Source organism: Gammaproteobacteria bacterium, assembly GCA_022340215.1.
Taxonomy (GTDB): Bacteria; Pseudomonadota; Gammaproteobacteria; order JAJDOJ01; family JAJDOJ01; genus JAJDOJ01.
The window spans coordinates 1-26,283 of record JAJDOJ010000186.1 but is presented as its reverse complement, the minus strand read 5'-3'; the positions used below and the strand labels follow the sequence as shown (position 1 = coordinate 26,283).

The following is a 26,283-nucleotide window of genomic DNA, read 5'->3' as shown; positions in this document are numbered from 1 at the left end:
GCTGCCCCCGGCTGATGGATCGGTTGCTCGAGGCTGGCATGTCCAGACGTCACATATGCATGGTCAACCGGGGACGGAAGGAATTCGCGGGGATCCGTAGGGCGACCCTGCTACAGACCACCGACGTGGGGCACGGCGTCATCCTCGGCGCGGGTGTGGGCGGACTCGCCGGCGCACTCGGCGGCTACTTCGCGGCGGCCCATGCGCCCGTGTCAGCGCTGACCGAAACGAACGGCACCTGGCTCTACCTGGCCGCGGCAGGTGCGGCATTCGGCGCAATCGTCACGGGGGTTATTACGCGCAACATGCCCAACAGGAACCTCGTCCCGTTTCTGATGCGGATCGGCTCACGGGGTTGTTTGCTGATACTCGATATCCCGACGCACCGCATCCCGATGGCGGTTGAGCTGATCGAGCGGGTCGATCCGATGGCCAGGACCTATCTCGCCTGATCGCCTGGGTCAGAGTTGCGAGTCTAGTTCAACATTCTGCATTTCGCCTGAACGGTCACGTGGGCTTCTACCGCCGGAAACAAAAAGCCCGGGTGTCAGCACCTTTGGATTGCGCATCTCGTCAATTGCAACAAGGTTTTTGGGTCGGAGGTCACGAAGATCGGGAGGAACTGAGAATACCGATGAGAATGCGAGTTCGAGTCCGATCTTGATTCCAGTCAAAGGGTGGTGCAGGCCCCGAACATGATGAATCCCACCTCGTCACCGGAAGCGGTAAGCACCATGTTTCCCGATTCCGAGTCGATGGCAAGACTCCAGGCCACACCCGGGTTGTCCATGTCGTCCCCATCCTCGGCGCCCTGCAGCACGAACTTGCCCTGGAGGGTGTCGCGGTGTTTTATCTTCGAGATTCGCTTGTGCTCTCCCTGTGCGATCGTCTCGATGGTCCCGGCATTGAAATCGATCCGAAAGAACTGCGGGGCGTCGATGTCCTCGGCGAGCCCCAGGGAGCAATCTCCGATCGCACACTCGATGGCCTGGATCGATGAGCACACCAGCGGCTTCTCACCGTCGAAGTCCCCCGCGAGTGCGATATTCCCCACCGCTGTCGACGCAAGCAGCGCCGAGATTGCCGTCCTGATCATCTTGCCTTTGTCTCCTTGGTGCCGCATCAGTTGATGGTGTAGCCGCGCCCGCTCATGCAGGCTTTGAAGGCCCTGTCGTAGGTGTCACGAAGCTTGTCGATCTGCGCCTGCTGTTGCTGGACCTGCTGTTCGTACTGGTTCTGGGCGTGTCGCGTCGACTGCCGGCTGCGCATGCCCCCGAAGGCGCCGCCCGTCGCCGCGCCGATAGCCGCTCCCTTGCCGGCGTTGCCCGCAATGGCTCCGCCGATGGCCCCAAGCGCCGCTCCACGAGCGGCGCCTCCCGCGACACCCCGGCCGGTGGAACCGCTTTGTGCCTGTTGCACGGTGACCTTCGGGGGATTCGCCGGATCGAACCCGGACTGCTGCTGGGCCCAGCCGTAACACTCCGACTTGTCCTTTTCCATCTGCTCGTTGCTCTGGCCCTTGGCGGGATAGACGATGGCGCTGGCCAACGCCGAGCTTGCGGCAATTCCCGTTGCGATCGCCAGCCCCAGGGCCGTCAGGGTCTTGTTCATCATGATCCTCTCGAAGTTTCCATGTCTATTGTCGACCGTCCCGTCGACCTCGAGTCGTGAGCGGCGGATTATACGAGACGTGTCCCGCGGCCGGCACGCTCCCCGAAACGGAACCGGCCGTCGAACCGACAGGTGCGTCCCGGTATCCTACTTGACCTCCGGGCAGGAAGGCCGTTTCTGCAGCTCGCAAAGGCGCCTGGGGTTCGACGGTTGATATGAGATCTAGAACCACATGCGATTTCTCTAACTTGGTAATGGCGACCTTTGCCCGAATGGTTCCGGGTTGCGGGGAATCCACCATTTCGATCTCCTTGGAGAAGGTCGAGTTGATCAGGTCGTGAAAATAATTGACGACCTGCTGCGCGTCATGCTGGGAGATGCCGCGATCCTTGCCGTCGGGAGCATCCCAGAATGTCACCGGGTCCAGCAGCATCTTATCGTACTTCGACCAGTCGACACCGGGCCTCGAATAGTAGCGCGCCGGCCTCCCCTTGCCGCCCTTCTGAAGTTTCGCGGCGTCGGCGCCGAGAAATCCGCTCGGCTGAACGTCCCTGGCCTGACGTGTGTTGGCGCATGACGCGAGTAGACCGAGCAACAGAAGGAAGAGAATCAATTGTGCAGCGCGCATCGATGTATTCTCCCGATCGGTTTGGTTTCGTTGGACAGTTCGGATCCTGCTCACAGCGGTCGATTCCGCCTCCGGCGACACGATATGCCAAACCGGTTTCGTCTTGTTCCCGACCACAGGCGTTTGCGGAGATTTCCAAGCTTGACATTCCATGTGTTCCCCGCACAATACGACGAATGAATTCCATTCTCCTGCGAAAGACACATTGGATGGTCGTAGCGCGCCGCTGGCGCGATGCGAACCCGCCCGTGCGCCAGGGGAGGAGTCGAGTCTAGAAACGACTTTGGCATTCACCGATCCCTTGAAGGCCGCAGACGGGCAACCGCTGCGGCCTTTTTCGTTTCACCAATCCAGAACCGGCAAAAAATGCAAGTTTCGGCGGCCTACATCGGCGTTGTGCTCATCTGGTCCACGACACCGCTCGCGATCAAGTGGAGCGGCGAGGGCACGGGTTTTCTCTTCGGTGTCTCGGCGCGCATGACCCTCAGTCTGGTGTTGTGCCTTGCCTTGATGGCGATACTGCGTCGTCGGCTGCCATGGCGCCCCGACGCGCTGATGACCTACGGCGCGGCCACGCTGGGGATCTTCGGCGCCATGATGACCGTCTACTGGGGCGCACAGTTCATTGCATCCGGGCTGGTGTCGGTGGTGTTCGGCCTGTCGCCTTTACTGGTCAGCGTGCTCGGCGCACTGTGGCTCGACGAGAAGAACTTCACCATCCTGAAGATCGGCGGCATCCTCGTCGGGATTCTCGGTCTCGCCGTCGTGTTCGAGTCGGAACTGCGCTTGGGTGACGACGGATGGAAGGGCGTACTCGGCGTCATCGCCAGCGTGTCGCTCTACTCGCTCAGCATGGTGCTGGTCAAGCGGATCGACGCCAGGTTGCCGGCACTGACGTCCACGACCGGGGGCCTGCTGTTCTCCTTTCCCCTGTTCGCGGTGACATTCTGGATCGCCGGGGAATCCGTGCCGGTGACAGTGCCCGTGCGTACCGGGTTGTCGATCGCCTATCTGGCGGTTTTCGGTTCCGTGCTGGGATTTATCCTGTTCTATTACATCCTCGTCCGGCTGTCCTCGACATCGGTCGCGCTGATTGCACTGGTCACGCCCGTCCTCGCGGTCCTGCTCGGTGCGGCGCTCAATGGTGAACACCTGCAATCGGGGGTGATGGCGGGATGCGCGATGATCCTGTCCGGACTCCTTTTGCACCAATTGGGCGACAACCGCGCGACGCTAGCGAGGATGCGCCTCCCCGACAGGACGGCCCGGGACGCACCCGAGCGCTGATCGGTCGGCCCCGGTCGCCGACGGTGCGTCTGGCCACGGCGACCGGTCTGCGGCAAGATTCGACAGCCTACAGCTTCTGCACCTCTCCGTCGGTCATACCCTTGAGGTCTTTCTCCAGCACTTCGATTGCGGTAAGCAACGTCCCTGAGACATCCACGAGTTCGCTCAGGTACCCCCTGGCCTCCTCGAGCGCGGCCTCCTTGTGCTTGTTTTTCTTGCCGAACAGCTTCGCGAGTGCGGATCGATCGTCCTCCTGGTGCAACGCCTTGAAGATCTTCATGTACACGCCATGCAGAACCTCGTGTGGTACCTCGATCGCCCTGAACGAGTCCAGCGATCCGAGGCCCTGGCCTTCACCGTAATACCACCGGCCGAATTTACAGTCCGTATGGATCACGGGTAACTTGCTTTCGTCTATGGGCAACCCCGCGACCAGTGCCTGCGCCCTTGCGCGCCACTGCAGATGCGCCGATTTCGCCGCACGGATCCGTTTCATCGCCTCGTCTCTCTGCATCGCTAGCCCCGTTTCTGAGTCGTTTAAGGCGATTGCGGGAAAATGGCATACCCGATCGCGCCGGGTGAGCTGCGAAGCAGTGAGCGGCTTGGGTAGGAAGCCCAAGACCGGTGCCCAAGCAAAGCAGGGACAGCGCCGCGCCGGGATCGTTCGTCATCAAGGCGCGACAACAGGCGCATCGTCGGAACGATGTCAGTGTTGTCGAAACACAAAGGACGGCCGACAAAAACAAGCAGGATGGTATGTCATTCGACAGAATCCGCCGATGTGGCTGCTGGACCACGGCCCGGACGACACAACAGGTTGGATCCAGGTCATGGAACGTATTGTCGCACCAGTCCTGATTTTAGACGGTTCCCGCATTTTCGGGGAAGATTCGGCGATCACCCGTGAAAAACGGGCCTATTCGCGACTGGCTCGGGGCGCACCCCCAGGGGCATGCAAATCACGGTGGCCGGATGTCCTCAGGCCGTTCCTGCCCAGTCGGCGCGAAGATTCGCCCGGTTCAACCGCAACCACTGCAGTGCGACGATCGGCTGGGCCGAGGCGATCAGGCCCGATTCCATCAGGCCGATGGCCTGGCCGGCGCCGACCACCCGGATGCGGATGTCCTCCCCCTCATCGGATTGCCCGTGTATACCGCTCGCCTGACTCGCATCCACCCGCGCGACGTAGAGCGAGACCCGCTCCTTGAAGCCACCCGGCGTGGAGTAGTAGTCGTAGAGATGGTGGAGCGCGACCGGAACGCACCCGGTTTCCTCGCGGGTCTCTCGCATGGCCGCGGTTTCGGCCCGTTCGCCCGGATCGATCAGGCCCGCGACGATCTCAAGCAGCCAGGGGCCCATCGGCCCGTCGATGGCACCGGTTCGGAACTGCTCGATCAGGACGACCTGGTCGGTCGCGGGGTCGTACGGCAACACGGCCACCGCATCGCTTCGCTGGACGAGTTCCCGGACGAGAACCTCACTCTGACCTCCGGCAAACAGGCTGTGACGAAGACGAAGCTTATCGACCCGGAAGAAACCCTGATAACATAGGGTTGTATCGAGAATTTTCCATTTCATTCGCGGATGTTGCCACCGGAAGAGAAATGTCCACCTTCTTCGACGAACTGCAGGCGCTGATTGGAAGACACTGCAAGCACAAAGAGTGCCACTGCGAGATTATCGAGATCCTCGAAGACGGGCCGTCCATCGTGCTCTACAAGCACAGCGAGGCGGAGATCCAGTGCAACTGGTTCGGTGAGGCCCAGCGGCGCGCCCCCGGTACGTACACCATACCCGTGGTCAGCAAGCTGACCGACGATCTCCATCCCGTCATCCAGGCAATCGCAAACGACGACGAACGGAAACGGTTCCGGTCGCTCGCCGGACTCGCTTGAAGGGAACGCCGTTCGCATCCGGCCAGCGCCCGGCTTCACGACGACCTTTTCCAGCGCTCAAGTTCTTCCTCCCCGAGCGGCCTTGCCTCGTCTTCGAGCATGACCGGGATGCCGTCGCGTACCGGATACGCCAGACGCGCGGAACGCGAGATCAGTTCCTGGTTCTTCCTGTCGTAGATCAAGGGCCCCTTGGTGACCGGGCACACCAGGATATCCAGCAGCTTGCTATCCATCGTCATTCCCGTCCATCGTTTCTTCGAGCAATCTCGAAAGCGTTTCGTCCGGGTGAGCTGTCACCGGGACATACCAGTCGTCCTGGCGCGCGAAACCGCGCACCTTCACAGCGTCTTTCTCCGTCATCAATACGGTCCCCTCGCCCGCCGCGACCAGATCATCGGAGGTAAACCGATGGTGGTCCGGGAACGGTCGTTCCTCGACATCCAGCCCCCGCGCGCGCAGGTATTGAAAGAAGCGCGCGGGCCGCCCGATGCCTGCCACCGCGACGACGCGCCGGCCCTCGAATTCGTCGATTGACGCGCGCCTTCGCGGATCCCGAAGGTTCACTGCCTCCTCGCCACCCAACGAGAGCCGGAACTCCCCGGGACGCGGCTCGCCGTTGATCAGGACGATGTCGGCCGACTCCAGCCGCGAAAGTGGCTCTCGCAACGGGCCGGCGGGCAGACAGAAGCCGTTGCCGAAGCGTCTGGCCCCGTCGACCACGACCACCTCCAGGTCGCGCTCGAGACGATAGTGCTGCAAGCCGTCGTCGGAGACAAGCACGTCGCAATCGAACCACTCGATCAGGACCCGCCCCGCCTCGACGCGATCGGCGTAGACGACCACCGGGCGCCCGGTGCGGGAGGCGATCAGGACCGGTTCGTCACCGCAGGCGGCCGGATCGCTTTCCCCGGTCACCACCATCGGTCCGGAACCCCGCACACCGCCGTAACCTCGACTGACGACACCGGGGCGAAATCCCCGCCGGACAAGCCATTCGACGACCCATACCACCAGCGGCGTCTTGCCGGTGCCGCCGACCGAAATATTGCCGATCACGATCACCGGTACGGGTAGTGCATGACCGCCGGTGATGGAATAGTAGTGCCGCCTGAGCCAGACGACGACGCAGAACAGCAGCGTCAGGGGCAGGAGACTCCACGCTACCGGATTTCCCGGGTACCAGAGTCGCGACAGGAAGCGCTGCATGACCCTCCGACCTCAAGCGCTGGCGCCCCGCGGCGCTGCACCGGCATCTGCACGCTCGTGAAGCTGCAGACGATAGAGCCCCGCATAGATTCCGTTTCTGGCCAGCAGCGCCCTGTGCCTGCCGGATTCCACGATACGTCCCCCGTCGAGGACCAGGATCCGGTCTGCGTTCTCGACCGTCGACAGTCGATGCGCGATCACCAGCGTGGTTCGGTTCTGCAGCAGTGTCGAGAGTGCCGCCTGGATATGCCGTTCGGACTCGCTGTCCAGGGAAGAGGTGGCCTCGTCGAGAATGAGTATCGGGGCATCCTTCAACAACGCTCGCGCGATTGACAGGCGCTGCCGCTGACCGCCGGAAAGCAGCACGCCGTTCTCCCCGACCAGGGTGTCGAGTCCGTTGGGCATGCGGTCGATGAACTCGCGCGCGTGTGCGGCCTCGGCCGCCTCCATGATCCGCTCGCGGCTCACCGCTCCCGCCTGACCGTAGGCGATGTTGCGTTCGATCGTGTCGTTGAACAGCACGGTGTCCTGACTGACATAGGTAATCGTCGCGCGCAGGTTCCGCAGACCACAACCCCCGATGTTGGTGCCGTCTACCCGGATTTCACCCCTGGTAGGGTCGTAGAACCTCGGCAGCAGATTCGCCAGGGTCGATTTACCGCTGCCCGAGCGTCCCACGAGGGCGATGGTCTCCCCGGGGTTCGCCTCGAACGAAATGCCCCGCAGGACCTCTACCTGGTCGGGGGCGTAACGGAAGTGCACGTCCAGATAGGAGACCCTTCCCCGGCAGTGGAGAAGGGGATATCCGGTGCTGTCCTCCTCGCGTTCCGAGTCGAGCAGGTCGAAGATGCTCTCGCCGGCCGCAATACCCTGCTGCAGGACCGAATTGACGTCGGCGAGCCGCTTGACCGGTGACATCATCAGCGCCATGGCGACGATGAACGAAACAAACGAGCCCACGGTCACCTGATCGCTCTGGCGCATTGCCATGGAGATGATGACCGCCAGGGCGATACCGACGATGATCTGCATCACCGGGCCGTTGATGGCTGTCGTGGCGGCCATGCGCATGCTCATCCGCCGGTTCTTCTCGATTGCCATTTCGAACTGCGCGGCCTCGTAGTCCTGGCCGCCGAAGATCTTTACCACCCGGTTGCCCTCGATCATCTCCTCGGCGACGTGGCTGACGTCGCCCATCGAGTCCTGAATACCGCGACCGACCTTGCGGAAGATGCGACTGGCGAAGCCGACCAGCGCCGCGACGATGGGAGCGATGAAGAAGAAACCGATCGCCAGTCTCCAGTCGAGATAGAACATCCAGCCCAGCAGCCCCAGCACCGTGAGGCTGTCGCGCACCAGCAGCGTCACGCCGTTGGTCGCGGCCGAGAATACCTGCTCGGTGTTGAACGTGATGCGAGAGATCTGCTGTCCGCTCGAGGTCCTGTCGAAGTAGCTGACGGGCGAGTAGAGGAGCTGGTCGAACATCTCGCTGCGCAGCCGTTTGATCACCGCGCGGCCCACGTAGTGCAGATTGTACATGGAGAGAAAGCCGCCGATGCCCCGCAACAGGAGGACCGCCACGATCCCGAACGGGGCCCAGCGCATGATCTGCGGGTCGCGCTCCACGAAACTGCCGTCGAGCATGGTCTTGATGATGGCCGCGAACCCGGTATCGGTCGCCGCGTACAGCACCATGCCGAGGATCGCCAGTGAGAAACGTTGCTTGTGGCGCAGCGTGTAGCCCAGCAGTCGCCGGTAGACCCCGAGACCACCGGTCTGCATACGCGCCTCGGTCATTGCATCTCCGTGCCGCCCGTGTGCGAGGTGGCGATCGAAAGGCGCTTGAGGCCGATACGCCCGGCCGCATCCATGGCGGTGACCACCGACTGGTGTGGGGTGCGCGCATCGGCGCGGATGATGAGCAGCGGGCTGCGGCGCCCGTCCCTGACCTTGCGCAATGCCGCGACGAGGGTCTCGGGCCGGGTATTGACCACCGGTTGCCCGTTGAGGAAATACCGGCCACCGGCGTCCACGATCAGTTCGATGTTGTCCTCCGGCGTCTCGCCCGGTTCCGCCGAGGCCTCCGGCAGGTCCACCTTGAGTTCAGCGTAACGGTCGAACGTCGTCGTCACCATGAAAAAAATCAGCAGCAGGAAGACCACGTCGATCAACGGCGTCAGATTGACGTGGACCTCCTCGTCGTGCCGCTTGAGAAAGCGCATCAGCGCGCACCCCCGGTCGCCCGTTCCCCATGAATGACCTCCATCAGGCGGATCGCCTCTTCTTCCATGCCAACGACCAGACGGTTGACGCGTCCACGGAAATAGCGGTGGAAGATGAGTGTCGGGATCGCCACCGAGATACCGGCTGCGGTGGTCACCAGCGCCTGCGAGATCCCTCCGGCGAGTTCTCCCGGATCGCCGACGCCGACCGCAGTGATGACGCTGAACACCTTGATCATGCCGATGACCGTGCCGAGCAGGCCGAGCAGCGGTGTGATCGCGGCGATCGTGCCGAGCGTGTTGAGGTATCGCTCCAGACCCTGCGCCACGTGCCGCCCGGTCTCCTCGATGCTCTCCTTCATGACGACGCGCGGGGCGTTGGCGTTCATCAGGCCGGACGCCAGTACGCGACCCAGCGGAGAGGACGCGCGCATCTTCTGGACCCATTGAGAGCTGAGCTGACCCTTTTGCTGCAGTTGCCAGATCTGGTTCACCAGTTTTCGCGGGAGTACCCGTCGCGGGTTCAGCGTCCAGAAACGCTCGATCACAATGGCGAGCGAGATGACCGAGCAGGCGATGATGGGCAGCATGAGCCACCCGCCTGCCATGATGATGTCCAGCACGTCGTTGGTCTCCTCTTCGGTTGTTCTGATGGAGTTGCCGGGTTCGCGTGGCACCGCTCCGATCGGATCGACTGCGCCTCCCTATGGCCCCGAGCGGGACCCGCGGTCATCGATCATATTGTAATCCCGCCCGGCGCATCATGCCCTTACGGCCGCGCTCCCGTTGTAGATAGGCCCTCAGGGGCGGTTGTCCAGTAGCGCCTGGCAACGGATCTCGCGCCCCGTATGACGACCGGCCCCTGTTGCGCACCGACCTCGAGTGTGATGGCGCCCTCGGTCGCGGTGTCGTAGACCCGGATCGCCCTCGACTCGTATCGCTCGATAACCTCTTTTCTGGGGAATCCGAACGTGTTCCGGTAGCCTCGCGACAGCAGTGCGATCCGGGGGTTGACCGCATCCAGAAAACCGGGCGTCGACGAGGTCGCGCTGCCATGATGGGGAATCAACATGACCTCGCTGCCGATGCGCTCCGCCGGCAGCAGAGCGATCATCGCCTCGGCGCCGGCCTCGACGTCGGCGGTCAGCAGCACCGAACCACCCCCGGCGCTGACGCGCAACACGCAGGACCCGTTGTTGCGTACAGCCGGGCTCGCGGCAGGCGGATGCAGAAACTCGAATCGCACGCCGTCCCATTCCCAGCGTTCGCCGTCGATGCAGCGCTCCCCTCGTCCTCCAGGCAGGTCGTCGGGCTCGCCGGCCAGTAAACGTCCCACCGGCACGCCCGCGAGCACGGCCTCCACGCCGCCGGCGTGATCCTTGTCTGCGTGACTCACCACCAGCGTATCGAGTGCGGACACACCACGCGCCTTCAACACGGGAAGGACGACGGCTTCTCCCGCGTTGAAGGTCTCGCTGAAACGCGCGCCGGTATCGAAGACCATCGTGTGCCCGCGCGTCTCCACCAGGACCGCGAGACCCTGCCCCACGTCCATCAGCGTCAACCGGTATTCCCCCTGCGCAGGCCGCGTGACCGGAGACAAGGCCAGAGGCATCAGCAGCGGAATACCGAGCCAGCGCGAGGGCCAGCCGCGAGGCGCGAGCATCCAGGCGACGCCGATCGCGGCCGGCACCAGCGCCCAGGCCGGTGGTGCATGACGCCAGACCGCATGCGGAAGATCTGCGGCGACGGCGAGTATCGCCCAGAGGAGATCCAGACAGAAACTGGCCATTTCGAGCAGCCCCGCAGCGGCCCCGTGCAGAACCGGCAATAGCAACACGGCGACCAGCGTCAGCGGTACGACCATGAATCCGACCAGCGGGATCGCAACGAGATTCGCCAGCGGCGCCACCAGCGACGTGCGTTGGAAGAAGAGCAGGGTCGCCGGCAGCAGGCCCAGGGTCACCACCGCCGTCGCCCCCAGCCATCTGCGCGGACCGCCGGCCGCGTCGGCGCGACCGATGATGGTCCAGGCAATCGTGGCGACGGCGAGGAACGACAGCCAGAAACCGAAAGACAGCACCGCGCAGGGGTCGAGGACCAGCACGATCAACAGCGCGGCGGCCAGCGCGTGCGCCGGGCGCAGGGATCGCCCGGCCAGGGAAGCCCCCATGATCACGGCAACCATGACGAGCGCACGCTGTGTCGGGATGCTGAAACCCGCCAGCAGGGCGTAGCCCAGGGCCACGGCCACAGCCGCGGCGGCGGCCGCCCAAGGGGACGGACGAAAAGAACTCAAGCGTGTGGAAAGACCCCAGAGCCTCAGCACGATCCAGTAGAGGAGTCCGGCGACCAGTCCGATGTGAAGGCCCGATATGGCGAGCAGGTGATTGGTGCCAGTGTCGAGCAGCATCTGCCAGCGCTCGGGCGAGATGGCCGACCGGTCCCCGACCGCCAGCGCCCGCAGCACCCCGACGTTGGCGTCACCCGGCAACGCGGCCTCGATGCGCCCGGAGATCCGTTCCCGCAACCTGGACAGACCGAATCCAGCCCCGGGCGCCAGTTGTACATTTCCCTCCTCATTACGCACATAACCGGTCGCACGGATACCGTTGGCGAACAACCAGCGCTCGTAGTCGAAACCGCCCGGGTTAACGAAACCCCTCGGCCGCTTCAGGCGCACGGTCAGCCGCCAGGACTGTCCCGCCTCGAGCTCGGGCGCGTGGTACCAGTTCAAGCGGGCGATCAGCGGCAACGGTCCCCGCACCGCGTTTCGCGGTTCGACCGATCGGATCTCGAATCGTATCCGGGTCCGACGGTCCATTCGCTGTGGCAGACCCGCGACTACCCCTGTCACGACGACATCGTGTCCCTCCAGTGCGGGACTGACCCCGCTCGCCAGCCGGTCGGCGGCCTGCAGGCCGGCCCAGGAAAACCCGCAGACCAACGCCACGGGAAACACGAGCTTGCGCGATACGAGCAGGAGCCCGGAGGACAGCGGCAGCGCCAGCAGGATCCAGGCAGGCGGCAGTTCCCCCAGGCACTGCAGGGCGAGCACACCCGCAAGGAATCCCAGCGACGCAGCGATCATGGCATTTGCAAGGAAATAATGGATAATCGAACGCGATACGCGGATCTCCCCAGGTTCAGGCAACCCGTATCGGCCGCCCCATGCCCCGAAAACTGATCAAGCGCTACTTCCCGAATCTCGGACGCTTTCGCGAGGACCACACGCTGCGTTCGGTGTTCGGCACGCTGCTTCGCGACCCCAATCTGTGGCACCTCAATCGCCATTCCGTCGCCGGCGCACTCGCGGTTGGCCTGTTCTGCGCTTTCATTCCGTTTCCGGGTCAGATGGTCATCGCGGCAGCGGTCGCCGTGTTCTGGCGGGTCAACCTGCCCATCGCGGTCGTGGCGGTTTGGATCAGCAATCCGATTACCATCCCGCCGATGTTCTTCGCCGCCTACAAGGTCGGCGAGTGGGTCCTGGGACGCGAGCCCGGCCCCTTCGGGCTCGAATTGTCGCTGGAGTGGCTGACCGAGGAATTCCTGGAGGTGTGGCTGCCCCTGGTGATCGGCTGCACGATCATGGGCAGCCTGTGTGCGCTCGCCGGTTATATCCTGGTGAGGGTCTACTGGCGCCTCCAAGTCAAGAAAAGCTGGGAACAACGCAGGCTGCGGCGTGCCACCCGCGCCCCGATGCCCAAGGGTGAAAAGGATATCCCGGGCTGAACGGATCACTTCCCGGCCCGCAAGACACCATCCTCGAGCACATAGACCGCGTCCATTCTCCCGGCCAGCACCATATCGTGCGTGACCACCAGCAGCGAGGTTTCCAGTTCCCGATTGAGTTCGAGCATCTGCTCGAGCACCCGCATCGCGGTGTGCCTGTCGAGATTGCCAGTGGGCTCATCGGCCAGGACGACCTCGGGACGGGTAACCAGCGCACGAGCGATGGCGACCCGCTGGCGTTCCCCCCCGGACAGTTCTCCCGGCTTGTGTAGCGTTCGGTTTCCCAACCCCACCCGCTCCAGCACCTCCGTGGCCCGCTGGGATGCCTCGTGCCGGGAAGATCCGGCAATCATGACCGGCAGCGCGGTGTTTTCCAGCGCCGTAAACTCGGGCAGGAGGTGGTGGAACTGATAGACGAAGCCGAGCCCGGCATTACGCAACCTGCCACGCTCGGCATCCCCGAGGCGATTCATCGCGCGACCGAGGACGGTCACCTCTCCGTTCGACGGTAGGTCCAGCCCCCCGATCAGGTGCAGCAATGTGCTCTTACCGCTTCCCGACGCTCCCACGATGGCGATTCGCTCGCCACGCGCCACCGCCAGATCGATACTCGTGAGCACCTCACAGGCTACCTGCAAATCCGTATAGGTCTTCGCCAATCGTCGACATTCGATCACGACCTCACTGGGTGTTGCCGGTTCACTCATATCGAAGCGCCTCGGCCGGCTGGGTCCGCGATGCCCTCCAGGCGGGATACAGCGTCGCCACGAGGGTGAGCGAGAAGGCCGCGAGCGAGATTCGCAGGACGTCGCCCCACTGCAGGTCCGAAGGTAGCTCGCTGATGTAGTAGACGTCCGGTGGCAGGAACTTCTGGCCCATCATCCCCTCGATCAACGGCACGATGGTCTCCACGTTGAGCGCCAGGGCGACGCCGCCGATCACCCCGAGCAGGGTGCCAACCGCGCCGATCACGAATCCCTGCACGACGAATATCGCCATGACCTTTGCCGGGGTCACCCCAAGGGTTCGAAGGATGGCGATGTCGGCCTGCTTGTCGGTCACCAGCATGACCAGGGTGGAGACGATGTTGAACGCCGCAACCCCTACGATCAGCAGAAGAATGATGAACATCATGGTCTTTTCCGTACGCACCGCGCGGAAGTAGTTCTCGTACTGCTGGGTCCAGTCCCGCACCAAGAACCGACCACCCAGCGCACGCATCAGGTCGCGGGCGATAAACGGGGCGTCGAACATGTCGTCGAGTTTCAGGCGCAGCCCACTGACTTCGTCACCCATGCGAAACAATCGGGCCGCGTCCTCGATGTGAATCAGGGCGACGCCGCTGTCGAATTCCCCCATGCCGACCTCGAATATCCCCTTGACCGTAAAACGTCGCAGCTTGGGGAGAATGCCCGCCGGCGTCACGGTGGTCTGCGGCGTGACGACCACGACCTTGTCGCCGGTCACCACCCCCAGCACACGGGCAAGCTCGATCCCGAGCACGATCCCGTACTCGCCCGGACGCAGGTCAAGCGTCGATCCGCTGACCATGTGATCTTCCACGTCGGACACGGCGGGTTCCGCCTCGGGCAGGATGCCCCGAACGATCGCGCCGCTGACCTCGCGACCGTTGGCGAGCATTGCCTGTCCCTCAACATAGGGCGCCGCACCCGCCACATCGACCAGATCGCCGACCCTGGCGGCCACGCCCTCCCAGTCGGCCAGCCCGCCGCTGAATCCGGTGACGGTCGCGTGCGAGGCCATGCCGAGTATCCGGACCCGGACCTCCTCCTGAAACCCGTTCATGACGGACAGCACCGTGATCAGGACGGTGATGCCCAGCGCCACCCCGAGCATCGAGACCATCGAGATGAACGAAATGAAGTGATTACGCCGCTTGGCGCGCGTGTACCGCAGCCCGATATACAGAGGCAGGGGATGAAACATCCTTTCGTTCCCTACTAGGTGGATCCGGTTTGGAACCGGCAGGCCAGTACGGGTTGCCCCGTATGCAGGCGAAGCGGAACCGGAGTCGAGCGGCGGGTGAGCGCCGCGGCAAAGATTTCAGTGAGACTCGCCGAACCGCAGCCCCCACGACACCCTTTGGCAGCCGGATTCCGCCACCGGTCACTTTTGACGTCCCGCAGGGCCTCGGCCGCGCTAGGATCGAACCGCGATGCCAGCACCGGGGACCACGGTGTCCGTCTCCCACCAGCCCTTTCCCGGCGGTCCCCGGAGTCTGGTGCTATATTCAGAGCGTCAACCGAATCCCAGCGGAGTACAATATGATAGCGGCTTGTGGTCTTGCCATCATCCTGATTGCCGGCGCAATCCCCGTTGGCCCTGCGGCAGCCGACGTTATCAAATATCCGGAGTCGGGCCCCACCGTCGTGCAGTCTGCAGACACACCACGACGCGGGATGAGCAAAGACCAGGTCGAGGTCCGTTTTGGAGCCCCCTCGGTCAGGCAGCCCGCGGTCGGTGACCCGCCAATCTCGAGCTGGGACTACGGCAATTTCACCGTCTACTTCGAGGGCGACACCGTCCTGCATTCCGTATCGAGCGCGAATTAATGCACGCATAACGGCGTCGACGCGACGCCGAGAGGCGGTTCAACGCTGCATTCCCCGCGGTCATCCCCCGGAATTCACACACCCTCCGCCCGGGCGAGGAGACTCGTTTTGCGACACCCGGCCTGGCGTCAGGGCGCTCTCCCGGCACCCGGTCATTGCGGCCCCGCCACCAGCAATCGACGCCGTGCCAATGCCCCGGCGCGAAGAAATCTTGACCGCGCAGATCCCCCGGTCAGCGGCCTTTATGCCCGGGCACCCATGACGTAGAATCCGCGACGTTCTTCGCGAGGCCCTTCCGCGCGCGAAATCGAACGGAATGGAAGCGACTCCGCGGACCGACCCGGAATCGCCACCGATCAGTCATGGAGTATCTCGATGCATCTCCTTACCGGGATTCTAACCCTGTCGTTCGCCTCCGGACTGCTATCCGTGGGCGTGGCGGCAGAGCAGAAGGCGGCCGGCCTGACCGTCAAGATCACACCCGAGCTCGATTCGGTAAAGGTCGACGGTGGTGTCATCGTTAGAGAACAGGACACGAAACACACCGTCGACCCGGCCTTCGCCAAGACCTCCCGCCCCTGCCCGCCCTTCTGTATACAACCGATGACGCTCGCTCCGGGCGTCGAGACTATTGGCGAACTCGAACTGATCGACTATGTGCGGCGCAGGTCCGAAGGGGAGGAAGACATCCTGATCGTCGACTCGAGAACGCCAGACTGGGTCGCACGGGGGACGATTCCCGGCGCGGTCAATATCCCCTGGACGAAGCTCAGCCCGTCGCAGGGCGCGAGCCCATTCGAGATCGAGGCTATCCTGAGCGACACCTTCAACGTCCAGGAATCCGAGGGGCTTTGGGACTTTCGCGACGCAAAGACCCTGGTGCTGTTCTGCAACGGCATGTGGTGCGGGCAATCCCCGACGAATATCCGTAGCCTGCTGCGCTTCGGTTATCCCGCCCACAAGATCAAATGGTATCGGGGTGGCATGCAGGCGTGGGAGATCCTCGGTTTCAGTAAGTCAGAACCCCATTAGAAGATTTGTGGAGTCCCCGCCGCAGGTCCCGAAGCCGGCCGGCACCCCGCACGACGTCAACCACCCGAAAATCCCGCAGTCAGCATGAACGACGCACCCATCACCAGGCCCCCGCTACCCAATCGCGAGAAGCCGCGCATCGAGTGGGGACGACTCTATGGCTGCAGCGCGGGACTGGCCATCGCAGGCGCGCTCCGACAGCACAAGGGCGTGGTGCTGATCGTCACGCCGGACATGTCCTCGGCCTCGCGGCTGGAACACGAGATCCGGTTCTTCAACCGGGCGATCGCCGATGACGTCCTGCTGTTCCCGGACTGGGAGACCCTCCCCTATGACGTCTTCTCGCCACACGAGGACATCATCTCCCGGCGGCTGGAGACCCTAAGCCGCCTGCCCTCGCTGCGTCGCGGCGTCATTATCGTTCCGGCCATCACGCTGATGCAGCGGCTGGCCCCGCGCGGCTGGCTGGAACAGTCCTCCCTGGTCCTCTCGGTCGGCGAGAACCTGGACCGCGACGCCCTGCGTCGACGCCTGGAGGAGGCGGGCAACGTCTGCGTCTCTCAGGTCATGTCGCACGGGGAGTACGCGGTACGCGGTTCGATCATCGACATCTTCCCCATGGGTGGCGACCGGCCATTCCGCATCGACCTGCTCGACGAGGAGATCGAATCGATTCGCATCTTCGATCCCGAGAGACAGACCTCGATCCGCAAGACCGACCATATCCGAATGCTGCCGGCGCGCGAATTCCCGACCGGTGAGGAGGGCATCAAGCGGTTCCGGCGCAATCACCGCTCCGAGTTCGAGGGTGATCCGACCCGAAGCAGGATCTACACCGACGTCAGCGCCAATGTCATGCCGCCCGGGATCGAGTACTACCTGCCGCTGTTCTTCGAGGAGACCGGCACCCTGTTCGACTACCTGCCCGAACGGACGCTGCTGATCCGCGACGTCGAGGTCGGTGCGGCGGCCGAAGGGATCGAGAGGGACTGCCTCGATCGCTACGAATCCCGGCGCCACGACCGTGAGCGTCCGCTACTGCCCCCGGAGCGCCTGTTTCTCAGTGCCGATGAACTGGCGCAGGCGATGGCGCCCCTGCCGACCGTCGTCCTGCATTGCCTCGAGATTGCTCCCGGGGCATCCATCAGGGCCTGCAATTTCCCGGTTCAGCGACTTCCAACCCTCGCCCTCAACGCCCGTTCGGAGGATCCCGGCGCCGCACTTCGGTCCTTTCTCGCCGACGGATCGGAGCGAATCCTGTTCGCCGCCGAGTCAGCGGGTCGCCGGGAGGCGCTGCTCGACGTCCTCAAGGGCCTCGATCTGCACCCGGCCGTGGTCGACGGCTGGCAGGGATTCCAGGAGAGCGCCGATCCGCTGTGCATCGCCGTGGCCCCCGTCGACGAGGGAATGCGGCTGCGCGACCCGGACATCGCCATCGTCCCGGAACACCTGCTGTTTGGCGAGCGTGTACGCCAGCGCAGACGGCGCAAGCCGGCCACACCCGACTCGCTGGCTGCCATCCGCAACCTCGACGACCTGCACACCGGTGCCCCAGTGGTACACGAGGAGCACGGTGTCGGACGCTACCTCGGACTCCAGAAACTGGACGTGGGCGGTGCGGAGGCGGAATACCTGACCCTGGAATACGCCGGCGGCGACAAGCTGTATGTGCCGGTCTCCAGCCTGCACAAGGTCGGCCGTTACACGGGCGCCGAACCGGAATCCGCACCCCTACACCGCCTGGGCAGCGACCAGTGGCAGAACGTCAAGCGAAAGGCCGCCGAAAAGGCCCGCGACGTCGCCGCCGAACTACTGGACGTTCATGCCAGGCGCGCCGCGAGGCAGGGCGTGGCCTTCACCATCGACGATCACGACTACCATGCCTTCGAGGCTGCCTTTTCCTTCGAGGAAACCCCCGATCAGGAAACGGCCATCGCCGATGTGCTGCGCGACATGGCCGCGGCGCGCCCGATGGACCGAGTGGTCTGCGGCGACGTCGGATTCGGCAAGACAGAGGTCGCGATGCGCGCGGCGTTCGTCGCGGTCAACAACGCCCGGCAGGTGGCCGTGCTGGTGCCGACCACGCTGCTCGCCCAGCAGCACACCCAGAACTTCCGGGACCGGTTCGCCGACTGGCCGGTGAGGATCGAGGCACTGTCCCGCTTCACCGGTGCGAAACAGCAGAAAAGCGCGCTGGAGGGGATCGCCAGCGGTGGGGTCGACATCGTCATCGGCACCCACAAGCTGCTGCAGAAAGGCGTCGAGTTCAAGCGCCTGGGTCTGGTCATCGTGGACGAGGAACATCGCTTCGGGGTCCGCCACAAGGAACGTCTCAAGGCGTTGCGCGCAGAGGTCGATCTGTTGACCCTGACGGCCACGCCCATCCCGCGGACACTGAACATGTCCTTGAGCGGGCTGCGCGACCTTTCGATCATCGCGACCCCACCCGTGCAGCGGCACGCGATCAAGACCTTCGTCTCGCAGTGGGACAACATCACCATCCGCGAGGCCGCACAACGCGAGTTGAAGCGTGGCGGACAGATTTACTTCCTGCACAACGAGGTACGGTCGATCGACAGGACCGCCGCGCAACTCGCCGAGTTGTTACCCGATGCGCGCATCGAGGTGGCGCATGGCCAGATGCCCGAACGCGATCTCGAACAGGTGATGCTCGACTTCTACCACCAGCGGTTCAACGTGCTGGTCTGCACCACCATCATCGAAAGCGGTATCGACGTTCCCAGCGCCAACACGATTGTCATCAACCGCGCCGACAAGCTCGGACTGTCGCAGTTGCACCAGTTGCGGGGCCGGGTCGGTCGTTCGCATCACCGCGCCTATGCCTATCTGATCGCCCCACCGAAGGGTGCGATGACCGCCGACGCCTGGAAGCGTATCCAGGCGATCGAGGCGCTGGAGGACCTCGGGGTGGGATTCACGCTGGCAACCCACGACCTGGAGATCCGTGGCGCCGGCGAACTGCTGGGCGACGAACAGAGCGGCCAGATCCACGAGGTCGGCTTCTCGCTCTACAATGACCTGCTGGACCGGGCCGTCAAGGCCCTGCGCAGCGGCGAGGTCCCCGACCCCGAGGCGCCGCTCGATCACGGCTCGGAGGTGGATCTGGGGGTCACGGCGCTTTTGCCCGACGACTACGTCCCCGACGTACACACCCGGCTCATCCTGTACAAACGTATCGCCGGCGCGGAGAATGAAGCGGCGTTGCGAGAACTGCAGGTGGAGATGATCGACCGTTTCGGGCTGCTGCCGGAACACGCCCGCAACCTGTTCGAGACCACACGGCTGAAGCTTCGCATCGCGCACCTGGGGATCCGCAGCGTGGATGCCGGCGCCGAGGGGGGGCGCCTGCGCTTCGACCCCGATCCAAGTATCGACCCGGCCCGGCTGGTGGATCTGATTCAGCAGCGCCCCGGAGAATTTCGTCTGGACGGAAGCGACCGCCTGTCGTTCTTCCGCGATATGCCGGGGATCGAGGAGCGGGTGCGGGCCATCCAGGAACTCATCGAGACCCTTGCACACAAGAAGGCCGCCTGACATGCGTCAACCACCGCACGCGCCGGGAATCGTTACCTGCCTGCTGATCGCACTGCTGACCACGATGCCCGTGCCGAGTGTTTATGGCGCCGGTCCCGACTACCAGGTCGATCTGGTCGTGTTCACCTTCGCCAATCCGCACGACGACGAACGGATGGTCTCTACGCCGGATACGCCCGACACCGCAGGTGCGATCCGCCTCGAGGAGCGGCGATTGCCGGAAGGTTTCGAAGCCGTCCCTTCCTCTGACAGTGCGATCGCGGACGTGGTGGCGACGATCAAGCGATCGTCTCGCTACCGGTTGCTGGGTCACTTCATCTGGCGACAGCCGGGAATGGATCGCGACACAGCTCCGCCTGTCCGCGTGCACGGCGGCAACGACTATACCGAGGCGGTCCGCCGCCAGTACCTCGCCCTTCCCCTCGACCATCCGATGGGAGACACGCGCATCTCCAGGGATACGGTGTTCGAGCAATTCGACGGTACGGTGACATTGGGAAAGGGGCGCTATCTGCACATCGATACCGACCTGGTCTACCGCCAGCCCGAAATCGTTTCTGTACACGATGCCGCGACCGGCGCTCAGACGAGCCGAAAGGAATTGCATCAGTACCCCGTTCGGAGCCACCGGCGTATGCGCAGCGGCGAACTCCACTACATCGACCACCCGCTGCTCGGCATCCTCGTCATGGTCACCCGGCTTCAAGGCGCCTCGACACCACCCGAACCCGAGACAGAGCCTGAGCCCGAGGAGAGCGACGGCCAACCGGCGTCGCCCGCCAACTAGACGGCAAGCAGTGCACCGATCAGCCGGCCGACATCCGCCATCCCGTTGACCAGTGTGGCGCGGATATCGTCCATAGTGATCATACCCGGCCCCAGCCCAGCCGCGGCATTCGCGCAGACCGCGCAAGTCGCATAGCAGAGCTCAAGCTCACGCGCCAGACATGCCTCGGGCATGCCGGTCATACCCACGATGTGGCAGCCATCGCGCTGCAGCCTTCTGACCTCTGCGGCGGTCTCGAGACGCGGGCCCTGAACCGCCGCATAGGTGCCTGCCGGTGTCACCTCGATTCCGGCCCGGGTCGCGGCCAGCAGCATTTCGCCGCGCAGCTTCTCGCAATAGGGCTGCGTAAAATCGATGTGCACCACCTCTCCGTGCGAAGGATCGAAAAAGGTCGTGTCGCGGTTCCAGGTGTAGTCGATGATCTGGTCTGGTATACAGATCGTCCCCGGGGCGATCAGGGCATCGATCCCGCCGACGGCCGCCACAGCCATCACACGGTTAGAGGCATGTTCGCGGAGCGCCCAGATATTGGCCCGGTAGTTGACCCGATGGGGTGCGATGGCGTGGCCCTCGCCGTGCCGGGAAAGGAACGTCACCGGGCGTTCGTGCAGCGTCCCGTGCACGAGCGGGCCCGAAGGTGGCCCCCAAGGTGTCTCCACGACCTGCCGCTCCGTGACCTCAAGCCCCGGCAACGTCTCGAGCCCGGTGCCGCCGATAACGGCGAGATCCGAACGGGTCATTCGTGTTCCCCGCTTTCAGCTTCTATTGGTGGATTACGCTGCGCTCATCCACCCTACATACTGGTGAACGGCGTTTCACTTGTCCACCCTACCTGTTTCTGCCTGCTTCAAAAATTTGTATCGACTCTTCAATTGCTTGTCGTCCGTAGGGTGGACAAGCAGCAGCGCAGTCCACCGACAGCCCAGCCAATCTCCCCATCGCTGCTTCAGGACGCGCCTAGCGCATAGATCTCCGGCAGGTTGCGCAGACCCTCGGCATAGTCCATGCCGAAACCGAATACATAACGGTCCCCGACCTCGAGACCGACGTAGTCCGCCTCTATTGGCCGTTTGCGGCCCGCGACCCGTTTGTCCAGGAGCACGGCGGTCTTCACGAGGTCCGCCCCCTGGGAGGCGCATCGCGCCACGATGGCCGCCAGGGTGTGTCCCTCGTCGAGGATGTCGTCCACGACCAGTACCACGCGTCCGGAAAGGTCCTCCGGCGGCGGGCGTTTCCAGTGGAGTTCCCCGCCGGACGTACGACCACGGTAGCGGCTCACGTGGATATAGTCCTGCACCACGGGGAACCCCAGCCGCGGCAGGATCCCGGCGGTCGTCATCAGGCCGCCGTGCATGACGCACAATACCAGGACTTCCCGATCCTTCAGGTCCTGACGGATACGTCTGGCCATCGCGTCCAGCGCCGCATCGATGGCCCCCGCATCGAAAAGCCGCTCCGCGTCTTCGAGGATGCGCTCCATCTCGTGTCTCGAAGGCCCGGTCATGTTCATTTGGGTTCTTCTCCTGATCCGGAAAAGGACGGAACCGGATTCCTGGGATCACACATTCAACTCGTACCCCGGCGAATCTTTGAGGCTCGCGGCCAGCGCCACCGCCTCGCGCCATCGCGCCCCCTCGGGCCCGGTCACCTCGCCGTCGCCGCCGTGGGCGTGCATGCGGGCCAGGCGCACCAGCGAAGCCGGGCTCTCGTATCCTTCCAGGGACTCGACGGTTTCCCGCGCGCCTTGCGGATGATTGCATACCAGCACCATGTCGCACCCGGCCTCCAGCGCCTTGCGCGCCCGTGCCGGCAGGTCTCCAGCCACGTGCGCGGCCTCCATGCTCAGGTCATCGCTGAAGATCGCTCCCTGGAATCCGAGCTGTCCCCTCAGGACGCCCTGCAGCCAGAACGGGGAGAAGCCCGCCGGCCGCGGATCGGCTGACGGGTAGATGACGTGCGCCGGCATCATACCGGCGAGCCCGTAGTGGATCATGCGCTCGAACGGAAGCACGTCGCTGCCCATGACATCCGCCAGTGGCCGCCGGTCCACGGGCATGGCGATATGAGAGTCCTCCTTCACCGAGCCGTGCCCCGGAAAGTGCTTGCCCACGGCCGCCATGCCGGCATCCCGCATGCCGACCATCGTGTGGTGAGCGAGGTCCGCCACAACCTCCGGCCCACGATGGTAGGCACGATCGCCGATGACGTCACCGAGCCCGTGCCCCAGATCCAGCACGGGGGTGAAGCTGAAGTCGATCCCGACCGCGCGCAGCTCCGCCGCCATCAGCCAACCCAACAGTCTGGCCGAGGATCTCGCGTGGCCTGGATCGCTCGCGTACAGATCCCCGATCGAGCGCGCCGGGGGCAGGCATGTGAATCCCTCCCTGAAACGCTGCACCCGGCCACCTTCATGATCGACCGCGACCAGCAGCCGCGGGTGACGCAGTGCGTGAATTGACGCTACCAGCACGCGCAGTTGAGGGATCGACTCGAAGTTCCGCGTGAACAGGATGACCCCACCCACCATCGGGTGGCGGAGCAGCGATTCTTCCGGGCCGGAGAGGACGGTCCCCTCCAGATCGACCATGACGGGGCCGAGTGACATGACTGGATTCCCGTGTCGCGAGGTGGTCGCCGGAGGCGCCCCTACCCGCAATCAGTAGTGGATCAGTGAGTGGACGCGACGGCCCGCCAACCGCTCGCGCCCGCCGAGGGCATCGAGTTCGACGACGAAGGCGCAGGCCGAGACCTCGGCGCCCAGCGACTCGACCAGCTTGCAACTGGCCTCCGCCGTACCGCCCGTGGCCAGCAGATCGTCGACCAGCAGGACGCGCTCGCCCGACTTCAGCGCATCGACGTGGACCTCCAGGGTTGCGGATCCGTATTCCAGGTCATAGGAGGCGCTCTGCACGTCATAGGGCAACTTGCCCGGCTTGCGCAGGGGAACGAATCCGACGCCGAGTTCCCACGCTACCAGACTACCGAAGATAAACCCCCTGGCCTCCATCCCGGCGACCGCCGTAATCGGCTCGCCCAGAAACGGATGCAGCAACTGGTGCACCGCGAGCCGCAGTGTGGAAGGGTCCTTGACCATGGGGGTGATGTCGCGAAACACGATGCCTGGACCCGGGAAATCGGGGATGTCGCGGATGTTCGCCTTGAGTCTGTCCATGTCGCTCGGTGCGCGAGTGGGGCTGGCGGCTGAGTGTAGCGAAACCCTCCGTCCCGCGGTAGCCCGGCAACCGGATCCGAAAGTCCGCCGCCAAGGCGTTCGAGAGGACGTTGCGGTGCACCGTGCTGGTGGGCGACAATGCCGGATGCTCGCAAGCCTCGTAGCCTCATGAGCAGAAAAGACTGACAGATCAAGACAGATACAGATAAGGACGAGCGACATGACAACACCGCTGAGAGTCGCCATTACCGGCGCCGCCGGCAACATTGGATACGCCCTTGCCTTCCGCGCCGCCGCGGGAGACCTGTTCGGTTACGATCAACCCGTCATCCTGCAAATGATCGAGATCGAGCCCGCCCTCGGCGCGTTGAGCGGCGTCGCAATGGAACTGGCGGACTGCGCCTTCCCGCTGCTGGCGGGCGTTACGGTCACGGCCGATCTCAGCGAGGGCATGGGTGATGTCACTCACGTCTTCCTGGTCGGCGCTCGACCGCGAGGGGCGGGCATGGAGCGCGCCGACCTGATCGGGGCGAACGCGCGGATCTTCGGGCCGCAGGGAAAGGCGATCAACGACAACGCCACTCGCGACGTTCGGGTACAGGTCGTCGGCAATCCCGCCAATACCAACGCATTGATCGCGCTGTCCAACGCACCGGATCTCGATCCATCGCAGTTCAGCGCCATGACCCGCCTCGACCACAATCGCGCGATTGCCCAGGTCGCCTCGCATAGCGGTACAGCGGTCAGCGATGTCCGGCGGATGACGATCTGGGGCAACCACTCCGCCACTCAATACCCGGACGTCAGCCACTGCACCATCTCCGGACGCCCTGCCATCGAGCAACTGGACGCCTCGTGGGTCCGCGACACCTTCATACCGACGGTGCAGAAACGCGGGGCGGCGGTTATCAAGGCAAGGGGTGCCTCATCGGCGGCATCGGCCGCATCGGCCGCGCTCGACCAGATGAGAACCTGGCACCAGGGAACGGAAACCGCGGACTGGACCAGCATGGCGGTGCCGTCGGACGGCAGTTACGGTATCCGTGAAGGGGTGGTGTATTCCTACCCCGTGACCTGCCATGACGGACGCTACGAGATCGTCCAGGACCTGGAAATCGACGACTTCAGCCGCGGGCGCATGAATGCAAGCGACGCGGAACTTCGCGAGGAGCGAGACGCCGTCAGCGATTTGCTCTGATATCGGGGTCGGGAAACCCGGCTCGGAACAAACCCCTTGCGCCGCTTATGCGCAACCCGCGCGAGCGGTGTCGTCGACGAGTTCAGCCGCCTCCCGTATGAGGTCGGCCCTTGCAGCCCCTGCCCGCGCCCCTTCACCTAGGGTCCGTCGCCACCGTTTCGCTCCCGGCAGACCCTGGTAGAACCCCATCAGGTGCCGCGTCACCAGATTCAATGATACGCCATTGGCGAGTTGCTGCTCGACGTACGGAAGATAGCGTGCCAGCACCTCGCCACGTGTCGGGGGCGAGTCCTCTGCGCCATAGATCTGCCGGTCTACGTCCACCAGCAACCAGGGATTGCCATAGGCCTCGCGTCCCAGCATCGCGCCGTCGACGTGTTCGAGATGCGCGCGCGCCGCCTCGACGGTCGTAATCCCGCCGTTGACGATGATTTCCAGCGTCGGAAGGTCCCGTTTCAGGCGATACACCGTGTCGTAGCGCAGCGGCGGCACACTGCGGTTCTGCTTCGGATTGAGCCCCCGCAGCCAGGCCTTGCGGGCGTGTACGATAAAGGCCGAACAACCCGCCTCCGCCACGCGCCCCACGAAGTCGCACAGCTCGTCATAGGAACCCCGATCGTCGATCCCGAGGCGCGTCTTGACCGTCACGGGGAGGTCACAGGCATCCGCCATCGCCGCGACGCAGTCCGCCACCAGTGCCGGTTCGGCCATCAGACAGGCCCCGAAGCGCCCGTCACGCACCCGCGGGCTGGGACAACCCACGTTCAGGTTGACCTCGTCGTAGCCGGCCTCCTGCGCCATCCGCGAACCGGCGGCAAGTTCGACCGGCTCGCTGCCACCGAGCTGCAATGCCAGCGGCCGCTCCAGAGGGTGAAACCACAGCGCCCGTTCCGCCTGACCGTGTATCAGCGCGGGCACCGCCACCATCTCCGTATAGAGCATGGCGCAGCGCGTGATCAGGCGCGCGAGATACCGGAAATGCCGGTCTGTGCGCTCCATCATGGGCGCCACGCAAAATTTTCTATTTAATATTTTCACTGAGTTAAACATATTTCTATGAGTAACTTATAACTTTCTTCCCGATATGCGCCCGTCTGGATCCCTCCAATAACCGGGATTGATCCCACATCTCTTACCCGGGTACGCACACGCGATCGTGCACCGTCGGAACCGGTTTCGGGTCAATCTTGCCGTTGGTTGAGTTCTCATGGCGCGATCACCATACTATGCACAGGTTCGGCACATAAGGCGATTGCCGGAAAATGACATACCAGATCGCGCCGGATTTTCGTTCGTCATCAAGACGCAACAACAGGCGCATAGTCGAACTATGTCACTGTTGTTGCAACACAGAGGACGGACGAAAAGACAAGCAGGATGGTATG

27 protein-coding genes are annotated in these 26,283 nt (G+C 64.0%); 9 read left to right on the top strand and 18 right to left on the bottom strand.

The window, feature by feature from the left end; translation table 11 throughout:
* Positions 1–38 precede the first annotated feature (38 nt).
* Positions 39–452 carry a hypothetical protein gene (locus LJE91_13200; protein ID MCG6869641.1) on the top strand — a complete coding sequence of 138 codons (414 nt, stop codon included), beginning with the start codon at positions 39–41 and terminating at the stop codon, positions 450–452.
* Positions 453–670: 218 nt separating this feature from the next.
* Here LJE91_13200 and LJE91_13195 read toward each other — a convergent pair whose 3' ends face one another.
* The 3 genes from LJE91_13195 to LJE91_13185 are packed head-to-tail and all read right to left on the bottom strand — an operon-like array spanning position 671 to position 2,239.
* Positions 671–1,096: a hypothetical protein gene (locus LJE91_13195; protein MCG6869640.1), complete on the bottom strand. Its 426-nt coding sequence runs from the start codon at positions 1,094–1,096 to the stop codon at positions 671–673.
* A 26-nt stretch (positions 1,097–1,122) separates the two neighbouring features.
* Positions 1,123–1,614, bottom strand: coding sequence for a YMGG-like glycine zipper-containing protein (locus LJE91_13190; protein ID MCG6869639.1), 492 nt, complete (start codon positions 1,612–1,614; stop codon positions 1,123–1,125).
* Positions 1,615–1,636: 22 nt separating this feature from the next.
* On the bottom strand, positions 1,637–2,239 hold the full coding sequence (locus LJE91_13185) for a DUF3313 domain-containing protein (GenBank protein MCG6869638.1): 603 nt from the start codon (positions 2,237–2,239) through the stop codon (positions 1,637–1,639).
* 366 nt (positions 2,240–2,605) lie between these two features.
* On the opposite strand from LJE91_13185, the gene LJE91_13180 reads away from it, so the two are divergent.
* The gene (locus LJE91_13180; protein MCG6869637.1) at positions 2,606–3,526 is read left to right on the top strand and encodes a DMT family transporter; all 921 of its coding nucleotides are present in this window, start codon (positions 2,606–2,608) and stop codon (positions 3,524–3,526) included.
* 67 nt (positions 3,527–3,593) lie between these two features.
* On the opposite strand, the gene LJE91_13175 is transcribed toward LJE91_13180, so the two are convergent.
* Positions 3,594–4,022 (bottom strand): CZB domain-containing protein, encoded by a 429-nt coding sequence (locus LJE91_13175; GenBank protein MCG6869636.1) that lies wholly within the window; start codon positions 4,020–4,022, stop codon positions 3,594–3,596.
* A gap of 482 nt (positions 4,023–4,504) precedes the next feature.
* Entirely contained in the window at positions 4,505–5,104 is a 600-nt protein-coding gene (locus LJE91_13170) for an NUDIX domain-containing protein (GenBank protein ID MCG6869635.1), read from the bottom strand.
* Between the two features lie 26 nt (positions 5,105–5,130).
* On the opposite strand from LJE91_13170, the gene LJE91_13165 reads away from it, so the two are divergent.
* Entirely contained in the window at positions 5,131–5,421 is a 291-nt protein-coding gene (locus LJE91_13165; GenBank protein ID MCG6869634.1) for a hypothetical protein, read from the top strand.
* Positions 5,422–5,456: 35 nt separating this feature from the next.
* On the opposite strand, the gene LJE91_13160 is transcribed toward LJE91_13165, so the two are convergent.
* The 6 genes from LJE91_13160 to LJE91_13135 form a co-directional block, all read right to left on the bottom strand.
* Positions 5,457–5,654 carry a Trm112 family protein gene (locus LJE91_13160; protein MCG6869633.1) on the bottom strand — a complete coding sequence of 66 codons (198 nt, stop codon included), beginning with the start codon at positions 5,652–5,654 and terminating at the stop codon, positions 5,457–5,459.
* On the bottom strand, positions 5,647–6,627 hold the full coding sequence (gene lpxK / locus LJE91_13155) for a tetraacyldisaccharide 4'-kinase (protein MCG6869632.1): 981 nt from the start codon (positions 6,625–6,627) through the stop codon (positions 5,647–5,649). Before lpxK ends, LJE91_13160 begins: the two co-directional genes overlap by 8 nt.
* 12 nt (positions 6,628–6,639) lie before the next feature.
* Entirely contained in the window at positions 6,640–8,424 is a 1,785-nt protein-coding gene (msbA, locus tag LJE91_13150) for a lipid A export permease/ATP-binding protein MsbA (protein ID MCG6869631.1), read from the bottom strand.
* A complete protein-coding gene (locus LJE91_13145; GenBank protein MCG6869630.1) occupies positions 8,421–8,849 on the bottom strand; it encodes a biopolymer transporter ExbD in 429 nt (142 codons plus the stop codon). The genes msbA and LJE91_13145 overlap by 4 nt, the downstream gene beginning before the upstream one ends.
* Entirely contained in the window at positions 8,849–9,472 is a 624-nt protein-coding gene (locus LJE91_13140; GenBank protein ID MCG6869629.1) for a MotA/TolQ/ExbB proton channel family protein, read from the bottom strand. Before LJE91_13140 ends, LJE91_13145 begins: the two co-directional genes overlap by 1 nt.
* Before the next feature lie 146 nt (positions 9,473–9,618).
* Entirely contained in the window at positions 9,619–11,940 is a 2,322-nt protein-coding gene (locus LJE91_13135; protein MCG6869628.1) for a DNA internalization-related competence protein ComEC/Rec2, read from the bottom strand.
* Positions 11,941–12,020: 80 nt separating this feature from the next.
* On the opposite strand from LJE91_13135, the gene LJE91_13130 reads away from it, so the two are divergent.
* Complete coding sequence (locus LJE91_13130; protein ID MCG6869627.1) at positions 12,021–12,581, top strand: DUF2062 domain-containing protein; 561 nt, start codon at positions 12,021–12,023, stop codon at positions 12,579–12,581.
* A 5-nt stretch (positions 12,582–12,586) separates the two neighbouring features.
* Here LJE91_13130 and lolD read toward each other — a convergent pair whose 3' ends face one another.
* Together lolD and LJE91_13120 are read right to left on the bottom strand one after the other, a co-directional pair.
* Complete coding sequence (gene lolD, locus LJE91_13125; GenBank protein ID MCG6869626.1) at positions 12,587–13,288, bottom strand: lipoprotein-releasing ABC transporter ATP-binding protein LolD; 702 nt, start codon at positions 13,286–13,288, stop codon at positions 12,587–12,589.
* The gene (locus LJE91_13120) at positions 13,281–14,528 is read right to left on the bottom strand and encodes a lipoprotein-releasing ABC transporter permease subunit (GenBank protein ID MCG6869625.1); all 1,248 of its coding nucleotides are present in this window, start codon (positions 14,526–14,528) and stop codon (positions 13,281–13,283) included. Before LJE91_13120 ends, lolD begins: the two co-directional genes overlap by 8 nt.
* 473 nt (positions 14,529–15,001) lie before the next feature.
* Between LJE91_13120 and LJE91_13115 the strand changes: the two genes are divergently transcribed.
* The 4 genes from LJE91_13115 (at position 15,002) to LJE91_13100 (ending at position 20,528) form a co-directional block, all read left to right on the top strand.
* Complete coding sequence (locus LJE91_13115) at positions 15,002–15,154, top strand: hypothetical protein (GenBank protein ID MCG6869624.1); 153 nt, start codon at positions 15,002–15,004, stop codon at positions 15,152–15,154.
* Positions 15,155–15,529: 375 nt separating this feature from the next.
* Complete coding sequence (locus LJE91_13110; protein ID MCG6869623.1) at positions 15,530–16,186, top strand: rhodanese-like domain-containing protein; 657 nt, start codon at positions 15,530–15,532, stop codon at positions 16,184–16,186.
* An 84-nt stretch (positions 16,187–16,270) separates the two neighbouring features.
* Entirely contained in the window at positions 16,271–19,741 is a 3,471-nt protein-coding gene (gene mfd / locus LJE91_13105; GenBank protein MCG6869622.1) for a transcription-repair coupling factor, read from the top strand.
* A 1-nt stretch (position 19,742) separates the two neighbouring features.
* Positions 19,743–20,528, top strand: coding sequence for a peptidoglycan binding protein CsiV (locus LJE91_13100; GenBank protein MCG6869621.1), 786 nt, complete (start codon positions 19,743–19,745; stop codon positions 20,526–20,528).
* Here the strand turns inward: LJE91_13100 and LJE91_13095 are convergent.
* The 4 genes from LJE91_13095 to LJE91_13080 all read right to left on the bottom strand — a co-directional run bounded on the left by LJE91_13095 (position 20,525) and on the right by LJE91_13080 (position 23,700).
* Positions 20,525–21,268 (bottom strand): S-methyl-5'-thioinosine phosphorylase, encoded by a 744-nt coding sequence (locus LJE91_13095; GenBank protein ID MCG6869620.1) that lies wholly within the window; start codon positions 21,266–21,268, stop codon positions 20,525–20,527. The genes LJE91_13100 and LJE91_13095 overlap by 4 nt on opposite strands.
* Positions 21,269–21,474: 206 nt before the next feature.
* Entirely contained in the window at positions 21,475–22,038 is a 564-nt protein-coding gene (locus tag LJE91_13090; GenBank protein MCG6869619.1) for a hypoxanthine-guanine phosphoribosyltransferase, read from the bottom strand.
* A 48-nt stretch (positions 22,039–22,086) separates the two neighbouring features.
* Positions 22,087–23,133: a beta-N-acetylhexosaminidase gene (gene nagZ / locus LJE91_13085; GenBank protein MCG6869618.1), complete on the bottom strand. Its 1,047-nt coding sequence runs from the start codon at positions 23,131–23,133 to the stop codon at positions 22,087–22,089.
* A gap of 51 nt (positions 23,134–23,184) precedes the next feature.
* Entirely contained in the window at positions 23,185–23,700 is a 516-nt protein-coding gene (locus LJE91_13080) for an adenine phosphoribosyltransferase (GenBank protein ID MCG6869617.1), read from the bottom strand.
* Positions 23,701–23,920: 220 nt separating this feature from the next.
* Between LJE91_13080 and LJE91_13075 the strand changes: the two genes are divergently transcribed.
* Positions 23,921–24,898 (top strand): malate dehydrogenase, encoded by a 978-nt coding sequence (locus LJE91_13075; GenBank protein MCG6869616.1) that lies wholly within the window; start codon positions 23,921–23,923, stop codon positions 24,896–24,898.
* Between the two features lie 45 nt (positions 24,899–24,943).
* Here the strand turns inward: LJE91_13075 and dusA are convergent, their stop codons facing one another.
* A complete protein-coding gene (dusA, locus tag LJE91_13070; GenBank protein ID MCG6869615.1) occupies positions 24,944–25,948 on the bottom strand; it encodes a tRNA dihydrouridine(20/20a) synthase DusA in 1,005 nt (334 codons plus the stop codon).
* Positions 25,949–26,283: the final 335 nt, after the last annotated feature.

What these genes read in the sequence shown, in the direction of transcription:
- LJE91_13200 (MCG6869641.1), top strand. Translation starts at nt 39, where the DNA reads ATGTCCAGACGTCACATATGCATGGTCAACCGGGGACGGAAGGAATTC.
- LJE91_13195 (MCG6869640.1), bottom strand. Translation starts at nt 1,096, where the DNA reads ATGATCAGGACGGCAATCTCGGCGCTGCTTGCGTCGACAGCGGTGGGG.
- LJE91_13190 (MCG6869639.1), bottom strand. Translation starts at nt 1,614, where the DNA reads ATGATGAACAAGACCCTGACGGCCCTGGGGCTGGCGATCGCAACGGGA.
- LJE91_13185 (MCG6869638.1), bottom strand. Translation starts at nt 2,239, where the DNA reads ATGCGCGCTGCACAATTGATTCTCTTCCTTCTGTTGCTCGGTCTACTC.
- LJE91_13180 (MCG6869637.1), top strand. Translation starts at nt 2,606, where the DNA reads ATGCAAGTTTCGGCGGCCTACATCGGCGTTGTGCTCATCTGGTCCACG.
- LJE91_13175 (MCG6869636.1), bottom strand. Translation starts at nt 4,022, where the DNA reads ATGAAACGGATCCGTGCGGCGAAATCGGCGCATCTGCAGTGGCGCGCA.
- LJE91_13170 (MCG6869635.1), bottom strand. Translation starts at nt 5,104, where the DNA reads ATGAAATGGAAAATTCTCGATACAACCCTATGTTATCAGGGTTTCTTC.
- LJE91_13165 (MCG6869634.1), top strand. Translation starts at nt 5,131, where the DNA reads ATGTCCACCTTCTTCGACGAACTGCAGGCGCTGATTGGAAGACACTGC.
- LJE91_13160 (MCG6869633.1), bottom strand. Translation starts at nt 5,654, where the DNA reads ATGGATAGCAAGCTGCTGGATATCCTGGTGTGCCCGGTCACCAAGGGG.
- lpxK (MCG6869632.1), bottom strand. Translation starts at nt 6,627, where the DNA reads ATGCAGCGCTTCCTGTCGCGACTCTGGTACCCGGGAAATCCGGTAGCG.
- msbA (MCG6869631.1), bottom strand. Translation starts at nt 8,424, where the DNA reads ATGACCGAGGCGCGTATGCAGACCGGTGGTCTCGGGGTCTACCGGCGA.
- LJE91_13145 (MCG6869630.1), bottom strand. Translation starts at nt 8,849, where the DNA reads ATGCGCTTTCTCAAGCGGCACGACGAGGAGGTCCACGTCAATCTGACG.
- LJE91_13135 (MCG6869628.1), bottom strand. Translation starts at nt 11,940, where the DNA reads ATGATCGCTGCGTCGCTGGGATTCCTTGCGGGTGTGCTCGCCCTGCAG.
- LJE91_13130 (MCG6869627.1), top strand. Translation starts at nt 12,021, where the DNA reads ATGCCCCGAAAACTGATCAAGCGCTACTTCCCGAATCTCGGACGCTTT.
- lolD (MCG6869626.1), bottom strand. Translation starts at nt 13,288, where the DNA reads ATGAGTGAACCGGCAACACCCAGTGAGGTCGTGATCGAATGTCGACGA.
- LJE91_13120 (MCG6869625.1), bottom strand. Translation starts at nt 14,528, where the DNA reads ATGTTTCATCCCCTGCCTCTGTATATCGGGCTGCGGTACACGCGCGCC.
- LJE91_13115 (MCG6869624.1), top strand. Translation starts at nt 15,002, where the DNA reads ATGAGCAAAGACCAGGTCGAGGTCCGTTTTGGAGCCCCCTCGGTCAGG.
- LJE91_13110 (MCG6869623.1), top strand. Translation starts at nt 15,530, where the DNA reads ATGCATCTCCTTACCGGGATTCTAACCCTGTCGTTCGCCTCCGGACTG.
- mfd (MCG6869622.1), top strand. Translation starts at nt 16,271, where the DNA reads ATGAACGACGCACCCATCACCAGGCCCCCGCTACCCAATCGCGAGAAG.
- LJE91_13100 (MCG6869621.1), top strand. Translation starts at nt 19,743, where the DNA reads ATGCGTCAACCACCGCACGCGCCGGGAATCGTTACCTGCCTGCTGATC.
- LJE91_13095 (MCG6869620.1), bottom strand. Translation starts at nt 21,268, where the DNA reads ATGACCCGTTCGGATCTCGCCGTTATCGGCGGCACCGGGCTCGAGACG.
- LJE91_13090 (MCG6869619.1), bottom strand. Translation starts at nt 22,038, where the DNA reads ATGAACATGACCGGGCCTTCGAGACACGAGATGGAGCGCATCCTCGAA.
- nagZ (MCG6869618.1), bottom strand. Translation starts at nt 23,133, where the DNA reads ATGTCACTCGGCCCCGTCATGGTCGATCTGGAGGGGACCGTCCTCTCC.
- LJE91_13080 (MCG6869617.1), bottom strand. Translation starts at nt 23,700, where the DNA reads ATGGACAGACTCAAGGCGAACATCCGCGACATCCCCGATTTCCCGGGT.
- LJE91_13075 (MCG6869616.1), top strand. Translation starts at nt 23,921, where the DNA reads ATGACAACACCGCTGAGAGTCGCCATTACCGGCGCCGCCGGCAACATT.
- dusA (MCG6869615.1), bottom strand. Translation starts at nt 25,948, where the DNA reads ATGTTTAACTCAGTGAAAATATTAAATAGAAAATTTTGCGTGGCGCCC.